Annotated in this window: 16 protein-coding genes; 13 read left to right on the forward strand and 3 right to left on the reverse strand. The window is 63.6% G+C overall.

The features are described from left to right. Position 1: 1 nt before the first annotated feature. Positions 2–1,975 (reverse strand): APC family permease, encoded by a 1,974-nt coding sequence (locus ACFVSI_RS18185; RefSeq protein WP_387826683.1) that lies wholly within the window; start codon positions 1,973–1,975, stop codon positions 2–4. A gap of 218 nt (positions 1,976–2,193) precedes the next feature. Here ACFVSI_RS18185 and speB point away from each other — a divergent pair, with 218 nt between their 5' ends. Next, positions 2,194–3,249: an agmatinase gene (gene speB, locus ACFVSI_RS18190; RefSeq protein WP_387826686.1), complete on the forward strand. Its 1,056-nt coding sequence runs from the start codon at positions 2,194–2,196 to the stop codon at positions 3,247–3,249. Further along, positions 3,246–4,949, forward strand: coding sequence for a thiamine pyrophosphate-binding protein (locus ACFVSI_RS18195; protein ID WP_387826689.1), 1,704 nt, complete (start codon positions 3,246–3,248; stop codon positions 4,947–4,949). Before speB ends, ACFVSI_RS18195 begins: the two co-directional genes overlap by 4 nt. Positions 4,950–4,997: 48 nt before the next feature. Here ACFVSI_RS18195 and ACFVSI_RS18200 read toward each other — a convergent pair whose 3' ends face one another. Further along, positions 4,998–6,326 (reverse strand): MFS transporter, encoded by a 1,329-nt coding sequence (locus ACFVSI_RS18200; protein WP_387826692.1) that lies wholly within the window; start codon positions 6,324–6,326, stop codon positions 4,998–5,000. Positions 6,327–6,355: 29 nt separating this feature from the next. Continuing rightward, positions 6,356–7,384 carry an MBL fold metallo-hydrolase gene (locus ACFVSI_RS18205; protein ID WP_387826695.1) on the reverse strand — a complete coding sequence of 343 codons (1,029 nt, stop codon included), beginning with the start codon at positions 7,382–7,384 and terminating at the stop codon, positions 6,356–6,358. 93 nt (positions 7,385–7,477) lie between these two features. Here ACFVSI_RS18205 and ACFVSI_RS18210 point away from each other — a divergent pair, with 93 nt between their 5' ends. From ACFVSI_RS18210 to ACFVSI_RS18260, 11 genes are all read left to right on the forward strand, one after another. Beyond that, positions 7,478–8,383 (forward strand): LysR family transcriptional regulator, encoded by a 906-nt coding sequence (locus ACFVSI_RS18210; protein WP_387826697.1) that lies wholly within the window; start codon positions 7,478–7,480, stop codon positions 8,381–8,383. Positions 8,384–8,479: 96 nt separating this feature from the next. Then, positions 8,480–8,962, forward strand: coding sequence for a MarR family winged helix-turn-helix transcriptional regulator (locus ACFVSI_RS18215; protein WP_387826699.1), 483 nt, complete (start codon positions 8,480–8,482; stop codon positions 8,960–8,962). Positions 8,963–8,972: 10 nt separating this feature from the next. Further along, complete coding sequence (locus ACFVSI_RS18220) at positions 8,973–11,045, forward strand: MFS transporter (RefSeq protein WP_387826703.1); 2,073 nt, start codon at positions 8,973–8,975, stop codon at positions 11,043–11,045. Between the two features lie 243 nt (positions 11,046–11,288). Continuing rightward, on the forward strand, positions 11,289–13,022 hold the full coding sequence (locus tag ACFVSI_RS18225; protein ID WP_387826706.1) for an ABC transporter ATP-binding protein: 1,734 nt from the start codon (positions 11,289–11,291) through the stop codon (positions 13,020–13,022). Continuing rightward, a complete protein-coding gene (locus ACFVSI_RS18230; protein ID WP_387826709.1) occupies positions 13,019–15,097 on the forward strand; it encodes an ABC transporter ATP-binding protein in 2,079 nt (692 codons plus the stop codon). Before ACFVSI_RS18225 ends, ACFVSI_RS18230 begins: the two co-directional genes overlap by 4 nt. Before the next feature lie 56 nt (positions 15,098–15,153). Next, positions 15,154–15,570, forward strand: a complete 417-nt coding sequence (locus tag ACFVSI_RS18235) for an acyl-CoA thioesterase (RefSeq protein WP_387826792.1) — start codon at positions 15,154–15,156, stop codon at positions 15,568–15,570. 25 nt (positions 15,571–15,595) lie between these two features. Continuing rightward, positions 15,596–16,354 (forward strand): copper homeostasis protein CutC, encoded by a 759-nt coding sequence (locus ACFVSI_RS18240; protein ID WP_387826712.1) that lies wholly within the window; start codon positions 15,596–15,598, stop codon positions 16,352–16,354. 158 nt (positions 16,355–16,512) lie between these two features. Continuing rightward, complete coding sequence (locus tag ACFVSI_RS18245; RefSeq protein WP_387826715.1) at positions 16,513–19,053, forward strand: glycoside hydrolase domain-containing protein; 2,541 nt, start codon at positions 16,513–16,515, stop codon at positions 19,051–19,053. Continuing rightward, positions 19,050–19,640 (forward strand): glycoside hydrolase domain-containing protein, encoded by a 591-nt coding sequence (locus ACFVSI_RS18250; protein ID WP_387826795.1) that lies wholly within the window; start codon positions 19,050–19,052, stop codon positions 19,638–19,640. The genes ACFVSI_RS18245 and ACFVSI_RS18250 overlap by 4 nt, the downstream gene beginning before the upstream one ends. Position 19,641: 1 nt before the next feature. Continuing rightward, entirely contained in the window at positions 19,642–21,567 is a 1,926-nt protein-coding gene (locus tag ACFVSI_RS18255) for a DUF5107 domain-containing protein (RefSeq protein ID WP_387826718.1), read from the forward strand. A 59-nt stretch (positions 21,568–21,626) separates the two neighbouring features. Then, the gene (locus tag ACFVSI_RS18260; RefSeq protein ID WP_387826721.1) at positions 21,627–23,858 is read left to right on the forward strand and encodes an McrB family protein; all 2,232 of its coding nucleotides are present in this window, start codon (positions 21,627–21,629) and stop codon (positions 23,856–23,858) included. Positions 23,859–23,899: the final 41 nt, after the last annotated feature.

Raw genomic sequence — 23,899 nt, forward strand, 5'->3', positions numbered from 1 at the left:
CTTAGCCCACGTGGACCCAGGGGCGGCGGGTGATATCCGGCTCGGCTTCCCGGAGCACCTCACGGGTCACGGGCGCGATCTCACCTTCGCCGAAGAACAGGAACCTGCTCAGGTTGGAGATGGGGTTGCCCTCGGTCCAGCGGAAGTAGATGTGCGGCATAAAGCCGGTGACGTCGCGGATGTGCAGGAGAACCGCGGCCAAGGTGTTGGGCACATTGTTGCTGTGGACTTCCAGGATTTTGAACCCGTGCCGTTCCTTGCCCACCACCTGGAGCTCCTGTTCGAAGTCCGAGCTGTCGTCCACGATGATCTCGATGAACACGGCGTCACAGTCCAGGGGCAGGTGGTTGGCCTGCTGGGCATGCTGCAACTTCTCCCGGTATCTGTCGGCGCTGAAGCGCTTGGGTTCGTGGGCGATGATCCGGACGGGTCCGTCTGAGTTGTTGGCCGTGAATTCCAAAGCCTTTTGGTCCATCTTGATGTGCGTAGCCCGCAGTTCAAAGGCGCGCCGCATGCGGGAGATGAAACTGACCACCAGGATCGCCAGAATGAAGAGTGCGGCGATCTTGAGGCCGTCGGGCCGCTCGATGGAGTTGACCACTGTGGTGTAGATGAACACCAGGGAGATGATGCCGAACCCGATCACCTGTGCACGCTGTTTCTTTCGGCGCGCAGACAGTGTCACGGCAATGGATGCCGAGGTGATCAGGACCAGCACGCCGGTGGCATAGGCGCCGCCTTGGGCGTTGACGTCGGCCTGGAAAATGATGGTCACGATGAAGGCGATCACTGTGAAAACGAGAACCAGCGGGCGGAGTGCCCGTGACCAGGCAGGTGCCATCCCGTAGCGGGGCAGGTACCTCGGGACAAGGTTCAGCAACCCGGCCATGGCGGAGGCTCCGGCGAACCACAGGATGGCGATGGTGCTGATGTCGTAGATGGTGCCGAAGCCATCGCCCAGGAACTTGTGGGCGAGGTAGGCCAGGGCACGGCCGTCGGCTTTCCCTCCGGACTCGAATTCGGCGGCAGGGATCAGCATGACGGTGGTGAAGCTGGAGGTGATGAGGAATGAGCTCATGATGATCGCGGCGGTGGTCAGGAGCTTGTGCGCGCCCTTGATGCGGCCGGCCGGGTTCGCCTCTGTATCCGTGGGGTGGCCCTTGATCTGGGGCATCACGGCAACGCCGGTTTCGAAACCGGACAGGCCAAGAGCCAGCCGGGGGAACACCAGCAGTGCCAGGGCGATCATCATGATGGGATCGCCGTGGGACGTTGTCAGTGCGGTCCACCAGTCCGTGATGACTCGGGTCTCGGTGAACACGTGGCCGATCGAGACGGCGATGACCACAAGGTTCAAAAGAAGGAAAGCGCCCACCAGGACGACGGCGACGTTGATGGCCTCTTTGAAGCCTCGGAGGAAGACAATGCCGAGGCCCGCGATGAGTGCCAGAGTGATCACTACATGCTGGCCTTCAAGGAAATCCGGTGCGAACGGGTTCTCGATGAGGTGGGCCGTGGCGTCGGCCGCTGAGAGCGTGATGGTGATCATGAAGTCCGTCGCCGCGAAGCCGAGCAGGGCCAGGACAAACAGCTTGCCGCCCCAGCGGGGGAGCAACCGCTCCAGCATGGAGATGGAACCTTCGCCGCGTGGGCTTTCCCTGGCCACGCGGCGGTAAACGGGAAGCGCGCCAGCAAGCGTTGCCGTGACGAGGAGCAGCGTGGCCAGAGGGGAAAGCAGTCCTGCTGCCAGTGCGGCGATGGCGGGCTGGTAGCCCAGGGTGGAGAAGTAGTCCAGGCCCGTCAGGCACATGACTTTCCACCATGCTTGCGGTTTGTGCGATTCCGAGGGCTGGCCGTGGGGGCCTTGCCGCTTGCCTGAGGTGTCCGGCATTCCTTCCAGCAGCCAGGGTTTGAGCTTGAAGGAATTCTTGGGCCGGTTGGCCGGGTCGGCCGGAGGCCTCGACAGGGTGGTCACGGTGTCCTTTCGCGCAGCACGGTACTGCTTCCGGAAGGAGCGTATGGTGGCGTCCGACGTCGGAACACCGGTTTTTATGGAATCTTTACGCCCGTTGTGAGCGGCGTCTCACCCCCTCGGTGAGATGTAAACAAGTGATGCATATTAGACAACTTTGAGTGTATGATGGGTGTCACAGTCCCAGTTATAAACCCACCAACCTAAGGAGTGGCGCAACTTTGGAAGAGCTCCGTATTGAGGCCAACGGCAACCTCGGCCCCATTGATTCATCCCGTATTCCGCGCTACGCCGGCGCTGCCACCTACGCCCGGCTTCCCCGTCTGGACCAGGTCGCCAAGGCGGACGTCACCGTCGTCGGCGTTCCTTTCGACTCCGGCGTTTCCTACCGCCCGGGTGCCCGCTTCGGTGCCAACCACGTGCGTGAAGCGAGCCGCCTGCTCCGTCCGTACAACCCGGCCTGGGACGTCAGCCCGTTCGAGAACGTCCAAGTTGCCGACGCCGGCGACATGGCCGTGAACCCGTTCAACATCAATGAGGCCATCGAGACCATCCAGCAGAACGCGCTGGACCTGACCGCCAACGGCAGCAAGCTCGTGACCCTCGGTGGTGACCACACCATCGCCCTCCCGCTGCTCCGGGCAGCCGCTGAGCGCGCCGGTGAGCCCATCGCCATGCTGCACTTCGACGCACACCTCGACACCTGGGACACCTACTTCGGCGCCGAGTACACCCACGGAACCCCGTTCCGCCGCGCCGTCGAGGAAGGCATCCTGGACACAGAGGCGATCAGCCACGTCGGAACCCGCGGTCCGCTATACGGCAAGAAGGACCTCGACGACGACCACCGCTTCGGCTTCGGCATCGTCACCTCCACTGACGTCTACTACCAGGGCGTCCTTGAGACGGTAGCCAAGATCCGCGACCGCATCGGCAACCGCCCGCTGTACATCTCCGTGGACATCGACGTCCTGGACCCGGCACACGCACCCGGCACCGGTACTCCCGAAGCCGGCGGCATTTCCAGCCGTGAGCTCCTCGAAATCATCCGTGGCTTCCGCGGCATGAACCTCGTTGGCGCCGATGTCGTGGAGGTCGCCCCGGCCTACGACCACGCTGAAATTACCGGCGTCGCAGGCAGCCACGTGGCCTACGAACTGGTAACCCTGATGGCCGACAACGCCGTCGAAGGTGACCGCCACGGCGCGCCGAACGGCTACGCGCAGCAGGCCCTGGGCGCCCGTATCGAGGAACTCGCGAAAGCTACCCGGCGATGATCGACTTCGACCCGGGCACAGCAGCCCCGACCAAGGACACGAACCAGCGCAATGGCGGGGATCTCGTCGTCGAGACCCTTGAGGCGCTGGGTGCGAAGACCGTTTTCGGTATCCCGGGCCAGCACGCTCTTGGCTTGTTTGATGCCATGGGCCGCGGGAACCTGCACTTCGTGTCTTCCCGTGTGGAGAACAACTCGGCGTTTGCCGCTGACGGCTACTCCCGCGCGACGGGCGAGGTCGGCGTGCTGTTCCTGTCGACCGGTCCGGGCGCGCTGACGTCCCTGGCCGGTCTGCAGGAGGCGTATGCCACGGGTGTCCCGATGGTGGTGGTGGCAAGCCAGATCCCACTGGACGGTTTGGGCGCGCGCCGCAAGGGCATGCTGCACCAGCTTGATGACCAGAAGGCCTCGGCCGCGAACGTCACCAAGAGCCAGCGCCTGATCCAGCACGCCTCCGGCATTCCTTCGGCCATCCAGGATGCATGGACCGAGGCGATCTCCTCGCCGCAGGGTCCGGTCTGGATCGAAATCCCGCAGAACGTGCTGCTGGATCCGATCATGGTCCCGCCGGTGGAGGACGCGCTCGCCGAGGCCTTCGACAACCCGCCCCGCGTGGAGCTGGTCCGTGAAGCAGTGAAGTGGCTTTCGACGGCGGAACGCCCGGCGATCATCGCCGGCGGCGGTACCCGTCGTGGCCGGGCAGAGAAGTCGCTGCTCTCCATCGCGGAACAGCTGCGTGCCCCGGTGATCTGCACCCCCGGCGGCAACGGCGCGTTCCCGTGGAACCACGAGCTGTCCTTGCAGTCCTGGATCGAGGACCGGTACATGACCGACGTCCTCGAGGACGCCGACGTGCTGATTGTGATCGGCTCGTCCTTGGGCGAAGTGACCTCGAACTACTTCACGTTCGAGCCCCGCGGCCGCATCATCCAAATCGACGCCGAACCCCGGGTCCTGGAGTCCAACCGGCCGGGCCTGGGCATCCGGGCGGACGCCGGTCAGGCTTTGGCTGCGCTCGATGAGGCCCTGGCCGCGGCAGGGGCCTCTGAAGCCGGCAAGCGGGACTGGCACGGCAGCAGCCCGGAGGCAGTCGTCAAGGAATCCCTGGCCAAGGTCAGGGCCCGCCTGGAATCACAGGACCTGGCCAAGGAACTGAAGTTCATGTCGGACATCCGTGAGGCTGTCCCGGCGGACATGCAGACGTTCTGGGACATGACCATTTCCGCGTACTGGGGTTGGTCCTGCTGGGACGCCCGTGAGGGGCAGTTCCACTCCGCCCAGGGCGCGGGTGGCTTGGGCTACGGTTTTCCGGCGGCGATCGGTGGGGCCGTGGGTCTGGAAACCACGGGCAAACCCAGCCGTGTGCTCGCTGTTTCCGGTGACGGTTCCTCCATGTACTCCATCTCGGAGCTTGCCACGGCCAAGCAGCACAACGTCCCGGTCACCTGGTTGATCGTGGACGACGGCGGCTACGGCATCCTGCGCGAATACATGGTGGGTGCCTTCGGACAGGCCACGGCCACCGAGCTCGCCCGCCCCGACTTCGTGAAGCTGGCCGAGTCCTTCGGCGTCCCGGCCCGCCGGGTATCCCCGGAGGATGTGGGGGACGCGCTTAAGGCATCCTTCGAAGCGGACGGACCCAACGTCGTCGTGGTTGAAACACTGCTGAAGATGTTCGGACCCACACACCTGGGCAACTAGGACACAAGGAAACCCCCGCACGGTGTTCTGTGCGGGGGTTTCCTGTGTTTAGTCGAGGTCGCGCTTGGTGCCTTCCGGGGTTGCCTTGACGGCAATGGCCGATGCCAGCATCGCGGCGATCCAGAAAACCGCAATCAACCAAATGCCACCACCGGCTGCGAGGCTCAGCCCCGCCACGATCATCGGCGTGAAGCCTGCGCCGATCATCGAAGCCCCCTGATAGGCCAGCGATGCGCCCGTGTAGCGGTTACGGGTGGGGAATTGCTCGGCGACGTAGGCGGCGATTGGGCCATACAGGAAGCCCTGCACCAGGCCGTTGCCCAGGATGATGGCTGCCGCGAAGCCCCACAGCTCACCGTTGCTCATCAGCATCAGGATGGGGTAGACCAGCACCGCGCCAAGGAGACAGGCGCCGATGAGTACCCGACGGCGACCAACCCGGTCGCTGAGGCGGGCCGAGTAGAAGCAGATCACCAGCGTCAGCAGAGCCGCCACCGCCTTGATGTTCAGCACACCGTTCTTGTCGGCGCCGCTCTCCACAGCTACGGAAACGCCCCAGACGGTGGTCATGGACTGGCAGACGTAGAACGACGTGGTGGCCAGCAGCCCCAGCACCACAGCGCGGGGGTTGTTCTTAAGGACGTCGAGCAACGGCACCCGGCGTTTTTCACCGGCCGCTTCCAGGCGCTGGAAGGCAGGCGTCTCAGCAACCTTCAAACGGATGACCATACCCACCACGATGAGCAACGCGCTCAGCAGGAAGGGCACGCGCCATCCCCACACCAGGAAGTCCTTGCCGGAGATGGCGGCGAACAAGGACAGCGCGAGTGTGCCGAGGATAGCGCCCGCTGGTCCGCCTGCATTCGCGAACGCGGCCGCGAATCCGCGGTGCTTCTTGGGCGCGTGCTCGATGGCCATGAGGGCAGCGCCACCCCATTCGCCACCAACAGCCACGCCTTGCACCAAGCGCAGGATCACCAGTGCCAGAGGAGCTGCCATGCCAATCTGGGCCGTGGTCGGCAGCAGGCCAATAGCCGTGGTGCCAAGGCCCATGATCAGCATGGAGAGAACCAGCATTTGCTTCCGGCCCAGGCGGTCGCCGAAATGGCCGAAGATGAGGCCGCCCACGGGCCGGGCAATGTATCCAACGGCGAGCGTGACGAAGGACGCGAACAAATCAAAGCCGGGGCCGAGGTTGGCGAAGAAGACCTTGTTGAACACCAGGGACGCTGCCGTGGCGTAGAGGACAAAGTCGTAGTACTCAATGGCGCTGCCTATGAAGCTGGAGGCGAGGATGCGGCGCATGTCCTTGGTGTTCAAGGACGTTTCCGTGCTGGTGGCAGCGCCTGTGTCGGGGGCTGTTGGTGCTGAACTCATGTTCTTCCTCAGGTTGGGGTTCTGGCTCGTCAGCGCTGACGGGCGAACGGAATGGTGTCAAGGTCGTTGGGGATGGTGAACGTCCCGGAGAAGTGCTCGCCGGCTTCCTGCCAGACGGATTCGGATGCGGAACCGGGGACCAGGTGGTGCAGGGCCAGGTGGCCGACGCCGGCAACCTCGGCGAGCTTCGCGGCGTCACGGACGCTGGTGTGCGACTTGTAGTGGTGATCGCGGGAGGCCCGGCTGGATTCGTCGGTCTTGTCCGCGTACAGCGACTCAACCCAGGCGAAATCAATGGCCTCATGCAGCAGCAGGTCGGTGTCCTGGGCCAGCGTGATCATGTTTTGCGTATACGCCGTGTCGCCGGAGATCGTAACGGAGCCCTCTGCGGTGTCGAAACGGAAGGCGAACGCAGGAGCCACGGGCGGATGCTCCACCAGGATCGCCGTGACAGTAACCAGTTCGTCCCGGTATACCTCGAACGGTTCCATATCCGGTGTCGGGTTGTTGTTGGGGTGGTAACCGCTTTCGGCGGGAACCTCGATGTCTTCGGCATGGAAGATGTCCAAAGGGCTCGGGCGGAGGCTGTCCAGGATGCGGTCGTTGAGGTCGGTGGCGTGGGCCTTCATGAGTTGTTCGAACATCTGGCGGGTGCCCGGCGTCGGATTCTCCGGCGCCAGCGGTTGAGGGGCGACGACGGCGCGCGGCGACACTGCGGGAAGCTCACCCCGGTTGCCCGGTCCAATGATCTTCACGGGATTCTCCGTGCGGTGGGTCAAGGCGTAGAGACCGAAGATACCCAATCCGGCGAGATCGTACACGTGGTCCGAGTGCAAATGGGTGATGAACAGGGCCCTCAGGTCCTTGAGCTCCAGGCCCGACTGGCTGAGCCGACGTCCCGCTCCCTGGCCGAAGTCGACGAGGTAGAACGCTTCTCCCACCACCACGGCGGTGGCAATTCCGGTGCGCTCGCCGGAGTCGGCCGCCGCCCACCATCGCGGTCCGCCAGCGGTTCCGAGGGTGACGATGTGCGGCTTCAGGGATGACGACGGCGTCATGGTTCTCCTTGTTCGAGGTGCTTTCCTCCAGTGTGGTCTGCGCCACGTCACTTGTATAATCAATCAATTCTAAGAAGTTCATAAGGAGAACTGATGGGTGAGTTTACGCTTCGGCAATTGGAGTACTTCGTGGCGGTGCTGGACCACGGCTCCCTCACGAAAGCCGCGAGCGAGAGCAATATTTCCCAGGCCGCTGCGTCCATGGCCATCGCGCAGCTGGAGAAAAGCCTTGGTCTGGACCTGCTGATCCGCACGCGCGCCAAGCGCGTCGAGCCAACGCCGGCGGGGGTGGAGCTCGGGGTGCGGGCCAGGCGCATCCTCCGGGAGGCGGCTGATCTCCAAGGAGCTCTTCGCGGTTCCCACCAGGACATGCGTGGCCGCGTGGTGATTGGCTGCATGATCGCGATCTCGCCGCGACTGATCCCTGAACTTATTCGTGTCTTCGCCGCCAAGTGGCCGGAGGTTGAGCTCGACTTCGTGGAGGGGAATGCCGAGGAGCTCCAGCGGGCAGTGGCGGAAGGGGAGCTGGACGTCGCCTTCATCTATTCGCTCCAGGCGATTCCCGGCGTCGAAATCCTGAAAGTAGCCGCATCCCGGCCGCAGTTCATGCTGGCAGAGGACCACCCGCTCGCGGGTAGGAAGTCCCTGAGCTTTGCTGATTTGGCGCAAGAAGACGTAGTTCTGTTCGACGTCCCGCCCAGCGCGGAGCGCGTCATTGCGATGTTCCATTCGGCGGGTATCGAACCGAAGGTCCGCTGGAGGAGCGTGGTAGCCCAGACCATCCGGGGCATTGTGGCGAGCGGGCGTGCGTATTCAGTGACCAATGTGTGGCCGGGAATCGAGTCTTTGTACACGGGCGCGCGTGTCGCGCTGGTGCCGATCGAGGACACCTTGCCCGTGAACGAACTGGTAGCGGTGGTCCCACCCGGCGTCAGCCGCCCGCGGCGAGTGGAGGAAGTCATTACCGCAGCCCGGGAATTGACGCAGCAGGAGCACTGAACTCCCGGCCTGAAGCACTTCCGCAGCTTTTTTAGTTTCCCAAAGCAATCAATCTGAGGTATAGTTGCTTTAGGCAAACAAAAAGGGGTGTTTTACATGTCTGTCGGTTCTGCCACAGCAACCGATCTTGTGCATCAGATTTTCGACCTGCAGCGGACTCTGCGCTGCGTGGTGACCGCCCACATGGCCCGCGTTCCCGACGTCGGAATGGCGGTACAGGGTGTCATGCGTTTCATCGGTGAGGGGGAGACCCGCGCCACGCACCTGGCCGCGCGCCTTGGCGTGAGTGCCCCGGTCCTCAGCCGCCACGTCGCGGAGCTCGAGGAGCTCGGCTTCGTTGCCAGGCGGCCGGATCCGGCCGACGGCAGGGCGCAACTGCTGGCCCTGACCGAGCGGGGCGCAGCGAAATTGCACGAATTCGAAGAACAACGCAGCGTGAGACTGCGGGATTACCTGGCGGATTGGAGCGAGGCTGACGCCCTCGAGGCCTCCCAGGTCATCAACAAACTCACTGAATCCCTGAAGGACTCAATCCGGGCAACGTCGGCCGGCTCCCACACAACAGACCAGACAGCTTAGGAGCCCACGCATGGCTACAGCAGCACCACAACATCCACAGGCGGTGGACGCCGCAGCCAAGGCTGCCGCGCCCATGACGCACAGGCAGATCATGGAAGCCCTGACCGGCCTCCTCGCGGCCTTCTTCACGGCGATCCTCAGCAGCACGATCGTTGCCAACGCGCTGCCCACCATCATGTCCGAACTCAAGGGCACCCAGACCGACTTCGCCTGGGTCATCACGGCCGCGCTGTTGGCCAACGCTGCCACCACACCCATCTGGGGCAAGCTCGCTGACCTCTTCGACAAGAAGCTACTGGTCCAGCTGAGCATCATCATCTTCGTGGCCGGCTCCGTCATGGCCGGACTGTCCGAGACCATCCCGCTGCTGCTGACGGCACGCGTGATCCAGGGCATCGCCATGGGCGGCCTCACGGCCCTGGCCCAGGCGATCATCGGCTCCATGATCCCGCCGCGCGACCGAGGCAAGTACTCCGGTTATATGGGCGCCGTCATGGCAGTCGGCACAGCCGGCGGACCTTTGCTGGGTGGCTTCATCGTGGACAGCCCGCTCGGCTGGCGCTGGACGTTCTTCGTCTGCGTGCCCCTTGCAGTCGTTGCCCTGATCCTGCTCCAGATCACTCTGAAGATCCAGCACATCAAGCGCCCGGCCAAGATCGACTGGCTCGGTTCCATACTGCTGACCTCGGGCGTGAGCCTGCTCCTGATCTGGGTCTCCTTCGCCGGCAACCCGGAATACTACGACTGGGTTTCGTGGCAGTCCGGCCTCATGGTCGGTGGCGGTGTTGCCCTCCTGGCCCTCCTGGTGTTCGTGGAGACCAAGGTTGCCCAGCCGATCATTCCGCTCAAGATCATCTCCGAGCGCACCACGGCGCTGGCCATCCTTGCCTCCGTCGCAGTCGGCATCGCGATGTTCGGCTCATCCACCTTCCTGGGCCAGTACTTCCAGGTGGCTCGCGGCGCCACGCCGACCGAGGCCGGCCTGCTGACCCTCCCCATGATCGCCGGCAACCTCGTGGGTTCCGTGGCCTCCGGTGTCCTCATCAGCCGCTTCGGCAAGTGGAAGAGGTTCCTGATTGCAGGTTCGGTGCTCCTGATTGGCGGCCTCGCATTCGCAGGGACCATGGACCACACCACCGAACTGTGGATCGTGGCGATCTACACCGGCGTGTTCGGCCTGGGCCTTGGCATGTTGATGCAGAACCTGGTACTGGCCGTGCAGAACACCGTGCAGGCCAAGGACATCGGAACCGCGAGTGCTTCCGTGGCGTTCTTCCGCTCGGTGGGTGGCGCGATCGGCGTCTCGGTTCTTGGTGCAGTCATGTCCAACCACGTGAAGGACCTGGCCGTGGAGGGACTGGCTGCGGCCGGTATTCCTGTCCAGGGCGGCGGCTCCGGCGCCAGCATGGATCTGGCAGACATGCCCGCGCCGATCGCTGACATCATGCGTGCGGCCTACGGTGATGCCACTGCCCAGATCTTCCTGATCTCGGCCGTCATCAGCGTGGTTGCCCTCCTTGCGGTGCTGTTCATCAAGGAGCGCCCGCTGCGCCGCACAGTTGACGCAGCTCCTGAGAAGGAACTGGTGGCAACGGCATCCGGTGAAGCCGGGATGTCGCTGGACACAGCATCCCTGGACAGCGTCTCCGTGGAAGGCTCTTCTGCCAACACTGCGAACAACGACGACGGCGCTGGCCGCCCCGATGCCGGACGTTCCCTTTCCGGTGCGGACCGTGCCGCCGGCCACCCAGGCCCGGGATCCGATCTGGATCTCGAGTTTGCCCGGATCCTGACCCAGGAGCGGCCCAACGCGACGGCCGACGTGAAGGAAGTACAGGAGCAGCTCTCCCGCACTCAGTACGTCCTGGCCGAACAGCAGCTGCAACTCAGCCGCGCCAACGTTGAACTGCAGGCCCGTTTGCGGGAGCAGCAGAGCATCGCCGAACAGCAGGCGGCCACGGCTGACGAACTGGCCGCCATCCGCAAGGAACTCAAGCGCGAACGCAGGCAACAGGAACGGATGGCGTTGCTTCTCCTGCAGGGGGCTGAAGCCCGGCAGGAACACGGCAAACACGCAGGCTAGAACCACAGCCCCTGTAAGGGAGGGCGCCGGCTGGGAATCCAGCCGGCGCTTTGCCGTTCCCAGGACGGGTTTACCCCCAAGGAAGCAGCCGCGACACGACAACTAATCCGCTGGGATGATCTTTTCCCCAAGTTGTTTCGCCGGGGCAACGGATTTCGTAGAGTGGGGAGGCTAATACTGTCAGCCCCTGCTGCAAAACTTTCTTACGTCACATTAACGCACTCTTTCTAAGGACCCGTGGGCATGCTTGTCACCCTGATACGGCGCTACTCCAAGCCGTATTTGCCGCAGATTGTGGCCGTGCTGATTTTTCAGTTGGCATCCACCATCGCCACGCTCTACCTTCCCAGCCTCAACGCCAAAATCATTGATGAGGGAGTTTCCCGCGGCGACACCGATTTCATCTGGCGAACCGGTGCGCTCATGCTCGCAGTCGCCCTTGGACAGGTGCTCACCGCCATCATCGCCGTGTACTTCGGCGCCCGCGTCGCCATGGCCATCGGCCGCGACCTCCGCCGCAGCGTGTTCCGCCAGGTCAGCAGCTTTTCCGCCCAGGACGTCAACCGCTTTGGTGCCCCCACCCTGATTACCCGCGGCACCAACGACGTCCAGCAAGTGCAGATGTTGGTACTGATGGGCCTGAACTTCATGGTGTCCACGCCCATCATGTGCGTTGGCGGCATCATCATGGCCCTCCGCGAGGACCTCAGCCTTTCCTGGCTTGTCTGGGTCTCCGTTCCGGTCCTGGTGGCAGTAGTGGGCTACCTCGTGGTTCGCCTGATGCCCTTGTTCCGTTCCATGCAAACCAAGATCGATGCCATCAACGGCGTTTTGCGCGAACAAATCATTGGCATCCGAGTGGTCCGCGCGTTCGTTCGCGAGCCCCACGAAGCAAGGCGTTTTGGTGACGCCAACCAGGACCTCACTGCCGTCTCCGTGAAGATCGGCAACCTGTTTGTCCTGATGTTCCCGGCCATTGGCATGATCCTGCACCTATCCACTGCGGCTGTTCTGTGGTTCGGTGGGCAGCGCGTTGATACCGGCGACATGCAGGTGGGCTCCCTGACGGCCTTCCTTCAGTACCTCCTGCAGATCCTTATGGCCGTCATGATGGGAACCTTCATGGCCATGATGATTCCGCGCGCCTCTGTCTGTGCAGACCGAATCGGCGAGGTCCTTGAGGTCGAGCCATCCATCCACAACCCCTCATCTCCAGTGGTGCCGGCACAAAAGAGGGGACACGTGGAGTTCCGCGATGTCACCTTCAAGTACCCGGGAGCCGAGGCGCCCGTGTTGAGCAACATCTCCTTCACCGCCGAGCCAGGCAAGACCCTCGCCATCATTGGTTCCACCGGTGCGGGAAAGACCACCCTGGTCTCGCTGCTGCCGCGGCTTTACGACGTCGCCTCAGGCGAAGTACTGCTCGACGGCGTTCCTGTCACCGAGATGGACGCCTCGGAAATCACCAGCCGTGTCTCTGCCGTGCCGCAGAAGCCGTATTTGTTCTCCGGGACCATTGAGCACAACCTGCGTTTCGGCAAGCCCGATGCCACGGACGAGGAACTCTGGGAAGCGCTGGAAACCGCCCAGGCCAAGGGTTTTGTGGAGGAGAAGTCCTCTGGCCTTAACCGTAGGATTGCGCAGGGCGGTACCAACGTCTCCGGTGGACAACGCCAGAGGCTGTCCATCGCCAGGGCCCTCGTGACCAAGCCCAACGTTTACCTGTTTGATGACTCTTTCTCAGCACTGGATGTCGCCACCGATGCCAGGCTTCGAAAGGCCCTGAAGGGCAAGACCAAGGATGCCACAGTGATCATCGTGGCCCAGCGCGTATCCACCATTGCGGACGCCGACGAAATCCTGGTACTGGACAACGGCCGCATTGTCGACCGGGGAACGCACGACGAACTACTGGAAACCTCACCCACCTACCAGGAAATCGTCGAATCCCAGCTGAGCGTGGAGGAAGTGGCATGAGCGGGCAGGACCAGCAAAAGAAGCGTGGCTGGGCTGCCAAGGCCCAAGCCGCGAAGGACGCCAAAGCCACAGCTGCGGCAGAGATCGCAACTGAAGCGTTGGATGACGAGGACTTCGTTGAGGAAGAGTACGTTCCCTCCGAAGCCGATGGCGGCATGTTCGGGGACGTTCCCGCTAAGAAGGCCAAGGAATTCTGGCCTTCAGCCAAGCGGCTCATGGGCCTGCTGAAGCCCGAACGCGTTGGCGTGTTCATCGTGATCGGTCTCGTGATTGTTTCGGTGGTCCTCAACGTGATCGCGCCCAAGGTCCTGGGCAATGCCATGGACGTCATCTTCGGTGGAGTCATGGGCAAGCAGATCCCGCCGGGCGTATCGCAGGAGCAGTTTGTTGAGCTCATGCGCCAGCAAGGCCAAGGAAACTTCGCCGACATGGTGTCCAAAATGGAACTCACGAACGGGATCAACTTCTCCAAGCTGACATTCCTGATCTCGGTAGTGCTCCTGATGTACTTCGTGGCCAACATCTTCCTGTGGGCACAGGGCTGGTTGCTCAACAGGATCGTCATGCGGGTCATCAAGAACCTGCGTGACGAAGTACAGGCCAAGCTCAACCGTCTTCCGCTGAACTACTTCGACACCCGCCAGCGTGGCGATATCCTGTCCCGCGTGACCAACGACGTCGACAACGTCCAGCAAGGCTTGCAACAGGCGTTCTCGCAGCTGGTCAGCTCCGTCCTCACGGTCCTGGGCATCACCGTCATGATGTTCATCGTGTCCTGGGAGCTGGCGCTCATCGCGTTGATCGCGCTGCCACTGTCCGGTGTCATTGCCGGTGCCATCGGTGCCCGCAGCCAGAAGCTGTTCTCGGCACAGTGGAAGAACACGGGCGCCCTCAACGGGCAGATCGAGGAATCGTTCTCCGGCCACGATCTCGTCAAGGTCTTCGGCCGCGACGCCGACATGCTGACGCGTTTCGATGAGAAGAACGAGGAACTCTACAAGGCGTCCTTCGGTGCCCAGTTTGTCTCCGGCGTCATCTTCCCGGCCATGAACTTCGTTTCCTACCTGTCCTACGTGGGCATCGCCGTCGTCGGTGGTCTTCGCGTTGCCTCCGGTTCCATGAGCCTGGGCGACGCAACGGCCTTCATCCAGTACTCCCGCGAATTCACCCAGCCCCTGGGCCAGATTGCCGGCATGGCCAACATGCTGCAGTCCGGCGTCGCTTCCGCGGAACGGGTGTTCGAATTCCTGGACGCCGAGGAAGAGACGCAGGAAAACGGCACGCGTCACCTTCCGGCCAAGACGGACGGCCATGTGGAGTTTGAGCACGTCTCATTCAGCTACGTCGAGGACAAGCCGCTGATCGAGGACTTGTCATTCAGCGCCGAGCCCGGCCACACCGTGGCAATCGTTGGGCCGACAGGTGCCGGGAAGACCACCTTGGTGAACCTGGTGATGCGTTTCTACGAACTCAACTCCGGCCGGATCACCCTGGACGGGGTGGACATCAAGGACCTGACCCGTTCTGAACTCCGGTCCAAGGTGGGAATGGTGCTCCAGGATGCGTGGCTGTTCGGCGGCACCATCTACGACAACATCAAGTACGGCAAGCTGGACGCTACCGAAGAGCAGATCATGGAAGCGGCGAAGGCTACGTACGTGGACCGCTTCGTGCGTGCCCTGCCGGACGGCTACCAGACGATCATCGATGAAGAAGGCAACAACGTCAGCGCCGGTGAGAAGCAGCTCATCACCATCGCCCGTGCCTTCGTGTCCGATCCCTCCTTGCTGATCCTGGACGAAGCCACAAGCTCGGTGGACACCCGCACTGAACTGCTGCTTCAGAAGGCCATGGCTGCTCTCCGCACCGACCGCACCAGCTTTGTCATTGCCCACCGCCTCTCCACCATCCGCGATGCCGATACCATCCTCGTGATGGAAAACGGCCAGATCGTGGAGCAGGGCAACCACACCGAGTTGCTCGCCCTGGAAGGCGCTTACTACCGCTTGTACATGTCCCAGTTCGCTGGCGAGGAAGAGTCCGCAGTGGATGATTCGACGGCGGTGCACAGCTGAGTACGGAACTACTGAACGAGTCCGTGGAACCCCGGCGCATCGAGGTCCTCGTGCCCATGCGCTGGGGCGACATGGATGCTTACGGACATATCAACAATGTCCAGATAGTTCGCATGCTCGAGGAAGCCCGAATCGCCGCGTTCGGGCCGCCCCGAGGCGCGGGCCTTCCCGGCGTGGAGCCGCCGGCTGCCCTCTTCAACGACGTTGAAGAGGGCATCATGACCCTTGTCGTGGAGCACAAGGTCCGCTACGTGCGGACGCTGGAATACCGCAACATTCCCGCTGTCGTGGAGATCTGGGTGGGCGCCATCAAGGGTGCCAGTTTCGATCTTCACTACGTCGTCAAGGATCCTGTCACCCGGGAAGATTGCGTCAAAGCCACCACTCATTTGGCCTTCGTCGCTGAGGAGACTGGACGGGTCCTGAGACTCACACCCGGGCAAAAGGAAAAGCTGGAAAGGTATAAGGCCTGACGTTCCCGGCACGTAGAGTTTCAGCATGAAACTTGAAATTGCCGTCGTCAGTGCTGCCGGAGCCGGAATTGCGGCGTCAGAAGGCGCCGACCGCATCGAGCTTTGCAGCAGCCTGGAACTCGGCGGCGTCACGCCAAGCCAAGGACTGCTGGAAGCGAGTTTGGAACACGCGGACGGGCGGCTGGAAATCCATCCGCTGGTCCGCTCCAGGCCGGGTGACTTCCTGTACTCGGCGTCGGATGTGGACACCATGGTCCACGAAGTCCGGCACCTGCTGTCCCAGGGCGCTCACGGCGTGGTGGTGGGAGCTTTGACGCCTTCGGGCGATGTGGACGTTCGCACGGTCCGGAGGCTGCTGGAGACGGCACTTGAGGCGAACTCCCGGGCGCAAGTGACCTTCCACCGTGCCATCGACCAGTCCCGGGACCCTCTGTTCGCGCTGGACCAGCTCCTGGAACTGGGCTTCACCCGGGTTCTTACCTCCGGTCATGCACCTACCGCAGGGGCAGGTCTTGCCACCCTTACCAGAATGGTTGAGCTCTCCGGAGGTGCCTTGGAGATCATGGCCGGCGGGGGACTGTCCTTGGAAGACATCCCGCCCATGCGCTCCGCCGGCTTGTCGGCAGTCCACCTTTCAGCCAAGAAGACCGTCTCGACGCTCAGCCAAGGAACGATTTCCCTGGGCACGCAGGACGGCAGCGATCCCACGGCCTACACGGTCACCGACCGGGAGATTGTGCGCGAAGCCAGGGCGAAACTCAATGCAGTCAACGCCGGCAACTGAAAGCAGCTGAAAGGGTGCCCGTTGTCCAGACCCCGGGCCGAAAATGGCAGTGAGTGAGCATCGTAATGACTCTTTACAGAGGGCAATCCTGCACCAATGATTGAAGGATTCACCAACTCGGTGGAAAGCGCCCAGAGCAACCTTCAGGAGCCCCAGCGATGCCGCTGCCTTCGCCGGTTTCACCGGCCCTCGTTACCCCGCCAACCACCACTCAAACCAACGTCATTGCTGCGGGCCATCCGGAGGTGGAATGCGCTGTGGGGGCCTGGGACAAGTTGCTTTACGGGAACCACAGGTTCGTAGTTCAGGCAGAATCGACGAGCCAGGCAGAATCGACGGGCCAGACCCGCCAGACGGGGATGCGAGCGGAGACCGGATCGGGCCACAAGACCGCCGCTCACCGGCTAGTCCTGCCGTGGCGACGGCAGGACGCCGACCCCGCGTCCGTTGAGATCATCGTTGTCTCGGAAGCCACCGGATCCAGGGTTCGCAACGTGGTGGTGGAACAGGCCACGAGAGAGGCCGGAACCTTGGTGTTCGAAGCACTGGACGGGCCTGGCATCTACTTCGTCTACTACCTGCCCTACGCCATGCTGGGCAAGCCCCACTATCCCCAGGCGGAGTACCTCCCACGGCGTCCGGCTGCAGACCCAGCCTGGGCGGCCGCCGTCGGACCTTCGGTGTGGGCGGCGGGTGGGACCGCTGAGCTGCCCCGGGCCACAGTCCTTCGATACGAGGCCGCGAGCCACCGCGACTCCTTCGCGCCCATGAACTTCACCGCCCGTGCCGAGGAATTGGAGCAGCTGCACCTGGAGCATGCCGGGGAGCCCTTCCTGTTGTTTCCCGAAGACCGCTTGAACCCGATTTCCCTGCGTACGGAGCTGCCAGCGCACTGGGTGATCAATGGCCCGTCACCTGACTTTCATGGGGCAGCCCAGGCGGGCGAGGACTACGTCGTCCAGCTCGGTCTCTATGCGCAGGAAGACGTCGATGACATCAGGGTGGAGGTAACGGGAGTGGCGGGCCATTGCATCACCACCGACGGTGTGGACCGCCATGGCCGGCCGTGGTCCGGAGGGAAACAGGGCGTGCCGATGAGGGTCGCGGCAGGCATAGTGCAGGCCCTGTATGTGGTTCTTCCTGTACCTGCAGACGCCGCGGGTACGGCGCTCTCGGCAGTGCTCACGATCACCGCAGCGAGCGCCTCCACCCAGGAGCATCAACAGTTGATCGAGGTCACCCTGGATGTGGCACCGGACAGCGACCCGGAAATCCTCGCCGGAGATTTCGGGGATCCGCGCTTCCTGCGACGGCTGGCCTGGCTGGATTCCACCATGGCCCAGGACCCGGAGCTCGTGGCGCCCTTCACGGCCATCACGCTGGACGAACCCAACAAGACGTTGGGAATCCTCGGCAGGACTCTGCAGCTTTCCGGGACGGGCCTTCCGGCCCAGGTGACCTCCAGGTTCACGGGTGCGGTTACGTCAACGGCCGGCCCCGGCGTCGAACTTTTTGGCGTCCCCACGCAGTTCGACGTTGGCGGCATCCGCTGGGACTATTCGCCGCTCACTTTCACGGTGGGAGGACCGGCGAGAGTCGGCTGGCACTGCCGCTGGACCGGCCACGATGACCACAACGCGACCGTGAGCCTGGACCTGAAAGGCGTACTCGACGCCGACGGCGCGGTGCAGTTCTCGCTGCGGCTGGCGGCGGACGCGCCTGTGGAAGTGCCCGACGTCGGACTGCAGCTTGGGTTTCATGAGGCAACAGTGCCGCTCGCCATGGGTCTTGGCGTCCCCGGTGGCCGGCGGCCCGAGAGCCTCGACTGGACGTGGGACGTAGCCACCAGGAACCAGGACGCACTTTGGCTGGGTGGGGTGAACGCCGGAGTCCAGCTGGCACTCCGGGACGAGCATTACGAACGTCCGCTCAACACCAACTTCTACCGGGAGAAACCGCTGGTGGAGCCGGTGTCGTGGGCCAACCGCCAGGCGGGAGACGGCGTGGTTCGTGGTGGTGTGGACCTGCGGACCGGCGAGGGCAAGGTGACGGTGCGCGCTTACAGTGGCGCCCGGACCCTGCAGCCCGCCGAGCCGCTCCACTTCGATTTCAGGCTCCTGCTGACTCCGTTCAAAGTGATCGAACCCGCCAAGCACCTGTCCAAGCGCTATTTCCATGAGCCAGCCGACCCTGCGCACATCAAAGCCGCCGGAGCCACAGTGGTGAACATCCACCACGCCACGGCCCCGGCTCCGTACATCAACGACCCCCTGTTGACGGAGGACTCGCTACGGGAGTACGTCGCTAAATGCCACAAGCACGGGCTCAAGGCCAAGGTGTACAACACGGTGCGCGAACTCACCTTCCACAGCCCCGAACTGCTCCCGCTGCTGCAGCTGGACCATGAGATTTTCAGCGACGGACCAGGCAAGGGCCATATGTGGCTGCAGGAGCACGCAGGCAGCGGCTACGTTTCGGCGTGGTTCGCCCCCAATGTGGACGACATCGCTGTGGTCACCACAGGCGAGTCCCGCTGGGAGAACTTCTACGTGCGCAGCCTCGCCGAACTTGCCAAGGGGGAGGACGGCATTGACGGCATCTACCTGGACGACATCGCCTATGACCGCCATGCAATGCTCCGGGTCCGCAAAGTCCTGGAACGGGCCTGCCTGGACCGGGGACTGACGGTCCGGAAATAGACCTCCATTCCGCCAACCAGTTCACGGCCCACGACGGTTACGCCTCTTCGTCCAACCTGTACATGGAGCAGCTGCCCTATGTGGACCGGCTGTGGCTGGGGGAGTACTTCGACTACAACGGCACCGGCCCCGAGTATTGGCTGGTGGAACTTTCCGGGATCCCGTTCGGCCTCATGGGCGAAATGCTCGAAGGCGGCGGCAACCCCTGGCGCGGAATGGTGTTCGGCATGACAGGCAGGGCGCCGGCAGTGGACAACTGTCCCTTGTGGGAGTTCTGGGCAGAGCACGGGCTCGAGCAAGCGCAGATGCATGGCTTCTGGGATCCCCAGGCGCCGGTGAGGACCAACCATCCTGATGTCCTGGCCACCACGTGGATTTCCGGGGACAGGGCAGTGGTGGCGCTGGCTTCCTGGGCCGAGGAGACTGTGCACGTGAGCTTGAATTTCGACGCCGGATCGGCCCACCTCGCGTCCCTGCCCATCGAGGCCCCGGCGATCCGTGGCTTCCAATCCGCAGTGAGCCATGGGCCCGCCGAAACAATGACCATCGAGCCGCAGCGCGGCGTCCTCTTGACGATCGGATTCTGACGTGCCAAGCACCGTAACCTCCACCACCATTGCCCTGACCATGGCCGAACTCGGCCCGCTGAACCCGCTTCCCGTTGTCGCAGCCGAACTCGACCAGCCCTACACCGTGGGAAACGGCGTGCCTGAGGCACTGCAGGCCTCGACCCGCTACGGAGTAGTGCCGAACGTGTACCCATACCTCATGCAGGACGGCTACAGCCGGGACGCCGCACCCCGGGAGGTACCCGCCGTCGTGCTTGAAAACAGCAAACTCAAGGTGACGGTCCTGCCGTCGCTGGGTGGCCGCATCTGGGAGATCTTCGACAAGGCGACCGGCAAGCAGCTCCTCCACACCCACGATGCCCCGCAGCTGGCCAACATCGCACTGCGAAAGGCCTGGTTCGCCGGCGGTTTGGAGTGGAACATCGGCACCCGTGGGCACTCGCCCACCAGTTGCGACCCCCTGCACACGGCGATCGTCCACACCCCGGACGGCAAACATGTCCTGCGCATGTGGGAGTACGAGCGGCTCCGGGAGGTTGTGTTCCAGGTGGACATCTGGCTGCCGGCGGATTCTCCCGTGGTGTTCGCCGCGGTCCGGATCCGAAACCCGAACGACCACGATGTGCCGATGTATTGGTGGAGCAACGCCGCCATCCCGGAAACTGACCGTACCCGCGTGATCGCACCGGCCGACGAGGCCTACGGCAGCGACTACACCACGGACATCACGCGCGTCCGTCCCACCATCCACCAGGGCTATGACGGCACCTGGCTGGTCAACAACCCGCACGCGGCGGATTTCTTCTTCGACATCGACCCCTCCGAACGCCGATGGGTGGTGGCAGCGGACGACGACGGCGACGGGCTTGCGATGCTGTCCACGGGGCTCCTGCGGGGAAAGAAGCTCTTCGTGTGGGGGCAAGGCCACGGCGGCAAACGTTGGCAGGAATGGCTGAGCCCGGGAGCAGGTCCCTATGCAGAGATCCAGGCCGGCCTGGCGCAGACCCAGTTCGAGCACTTGGTGATGCCGGCGGGGGCGGAGTGGGCGTGGGTTGAGGCGTATGGCAACGGACATCTGGATGCCGGGACCTCGCACGGGACCGATTGGGATGCGGCCGTCGCCCACGCTGGAGAACGCCTGGAGGGCCTCCTTGCCCACGACGAACTTGAGGCCATGCTGCCCGCAGCGATCAGCAACGCCGACGTGCCGCCGTCGAAAATGCTGTTGCCGGGAAGCGGCTGGGGCGTTGTGGAGCGGGCCCGGCGTCGGCGCCTGGGCCGGGAATGGGTGGATGAGAGCGGGACGCCATTCGTGGACGAAAGCATCACAGCGGATCAGGAACCGTGGCTCGGGCTGCTGAAGGGACAAGCGTTCGACGGCGCCCCCAGTTACGTTGCGGGGGCGGACTGGGAAGAGTTGCTGGCAATGAAGGACAACCCTGAGGCGCTTTTCCAGCTGGCCACCATGCGCCATGCCAGGCAGGACCTGGCCGGCGCGAAGGAAGGCTACCTGCAGGTCTTGGAAGCCAAGGGTGTCCGGCGTCGGACCCGGGCTTTGGCGCACCGTGGACTGGGCTTGGCCCTGCTGGCGGCGGGGAAGGACGAAGAAGGCCTCGCCGAACTCCGGACAGCCGTTGAAACCGATTCGACTGCAACTGCCATGCTGCTGGAAGCGGTGACGCTGAGCATCCGGCACGGCGACCCCGTCATGGCGCTGGACCTGGTGGAGTCGGCACCCAGCGGGGGACCCGCCGTCGGGCGCTTGAGGTTCCTCAGGGCGCTGGCGCTCGCCAGGGGTGGGCACGGAGCCGAGGCTGCCGCGATCCTGCGGGAGGGTGTGGAGGTTCCCGATCTCCGCGAGGGAGAGGATGCCATCGCGGCACTCTGGCAGGAAGTGTGCCCGGAAGAGCCGGTGCCTGCGGCCTACCAATTCGGGATGCATTAGCACGGAAAGCTTGTGGATATCCAGATGCTTGGCTAAAGCAAACAAGGTAAGTTGGCAGGGTGATTCCCTCCTTGAAACCTGCCATTGACCGCGCCCCCGGAGTCTCCAAAGAGATCGAGGACGCAGCGTGGTATGTGCTCGGTCCGGCGCTTCACGGCAAACCCTCGGCGCTGGACGGCCGCACACTCACCTGGACTGCGGATGCTGCTGCCGAGCTGCTGGAAAGGCTTGAGCGCGGCGTCGAAGATTCCAAGGCGCCCATGATGACCAACCTGCGGCAAAACCTGGAAGGCGCGTCCCGGGAAGCCAAGCTGCTGGCCGTGGAATTGCTGTTCCTGCAGTCGTTGCCGCTGGCCCACGAGGTCAAGTCGCTCAGGGTGAAACGCGCCCGCGTGGCCGAGGCAGCGTCCTGGGTTGAGCCACCCATCGAGCTTCCGGAAGAGCTGTACCAGGGCATGACGGACCACGGCGTGATCCGTGACCGCACTGCGGAGTTCAACTGGACCATCTGGGACCACCTGAAATGGCTGTGCCGCTTCGTCGCCCACGTGGACAGCCAGAGCACGGAGACCATCAACCGGGCACTGAACGACCCACACGCATTCCATGAACTCGCAGCCGCCACCCCGGACGACCAACCTGCGCTGCGCCGGAGCATTGAATACCTGGTATGGCCCAGCTATTTCGAGCCCGTCGTGGCCGATGTGGAACGCCAGGAGATCCGGGACGCTTTTGCCTCGCTGGTGGGCGGTGCCAAGGGTGACACGGACGAGGACATCACCGCGGACATCCACCGCATCCGCCTGCACCTGGACGAGCAAGCCGGGCAGCGCATCGATTGGTACGCCCGCCAGTTGGTCAGCCAGTGGCGCAAGGTGGGGGATCCGGGGCGCCGGTCATGGCTGCTGCGAACGCATCACGACAATGCTGAGCTGCTCGCGTCCTGGGTCGCCGAGGAAAAGGCCACCTTGGACGTCCAGCATCTGCGTACTCTGACCGCGGGAGTCACTGCCGGGGTAGTACAGCACGCGGTGGACGAGGACTACAAACACCTCGGCTACGTCGAACGCGAAGACACAAAAACGGCCGTGTTCGCCTTCCTCACGGTCATGAAACCTGGCGACCTGACCTTGTACCAGCACGCTGGCCGCGTGCGTGTGGGCGTGGTCCTTGGCGAGCCCGAGCATGATGAGGACAACCGGCGCATCCGCCGCAAGGTCCGCTGGTTCGATGACAGTTACGCCATCCCGGAGCTGCCACGTCACGCGCAGCGGCAGCTGTCCACGCCCGGCATCCTGGTGGACGTCACCAGGGTCATCCAGGCACTGCAGGAATTGCTCCCCGTGGAGGCCGAAACTGACGGTGAGGACGAGGCCCCGCCGACGGTCGCCGTCGAGGTCGTCCAGCAGGGGTTCCGGCCGCTCACGGAAGAATTTGCCGCCTCGCTGCACATGGACCTTGAGCCGCTTCAGGAGATCGCGGAACTGCTCGAGGAGAACCGTCAGCTGGTCCTTTATGGCCCTCCGGGTACCGGCAAGACCTACCTCGCCAAGCACTTGGCTGCAGAGCTGGCAGGCGACCATACGGACGAACGAGTGAAGCTGGTGCAGTTCCATCCTTCGTATGCGTACGAAGACTTCTTTGAGGGGTACCGGCCCGACAAGACCGACGACGGCCAGGTCTCCTTCAAGCTCGTGGCCGGACCCCTGCGGCGGCTTGCGGAGGAGGCCGCCAAGCCGGAGAACGCCCACAAACCGTACTTCCTGATCATCGACGAAATGAACCGCGCCAACCTGGCCAAGGTCTTCGGTGAGCTGTACTTCCTGCTGGAGTACCGGGACGACCGCATCTACCTGCAGTACAGCCCGAATGAGCCCTTTAGCCTGCCCGACAACCTGTACATCATCGGCACCATGAACACTGCTGACCGCTCCATCGCCATGATGGACGCCGCCATCCGCCGCCGCTTCGCTTTCATTGAGCTGCACCCGAAGGTTGAGCCGGTCCGCGGCTCGCTGCGCCGTTTCCTGGAAGCACGCGGCTTGGACACGCTGAACGCGGACCTGCTGGACGCCCTCAATGACGCGATCGACGACTGGGACCGCGACCTCATGATCGGACCGTCGTACTTCATGAAGAACGCGGCGCAGAACCCCGCCGGCCTGCGCCGCATCTGGAAGTACGAGCTCATGCCATTGCTGGAGGAGCATTACCACGGGCAATTGAACCGCGCCCAGTTGGAAGAACGCTTCGGCCTGGACCAGTTGCTGGGACGTCTTGGCGACCGCTAACGCCATCCCCCCGAGGCCGGCAAGGGCACCGGCCAGTGCCC

Origin of the sequence: Paenarthrobacter sp. NPDC057981 (assembly GCF_042886835.1) — a bacterium.
Lineage (GTDB): Bacteria > Actinomycetota > Actinomycetes > Actinomycetales > Micrococcaceae > Arthrobacter.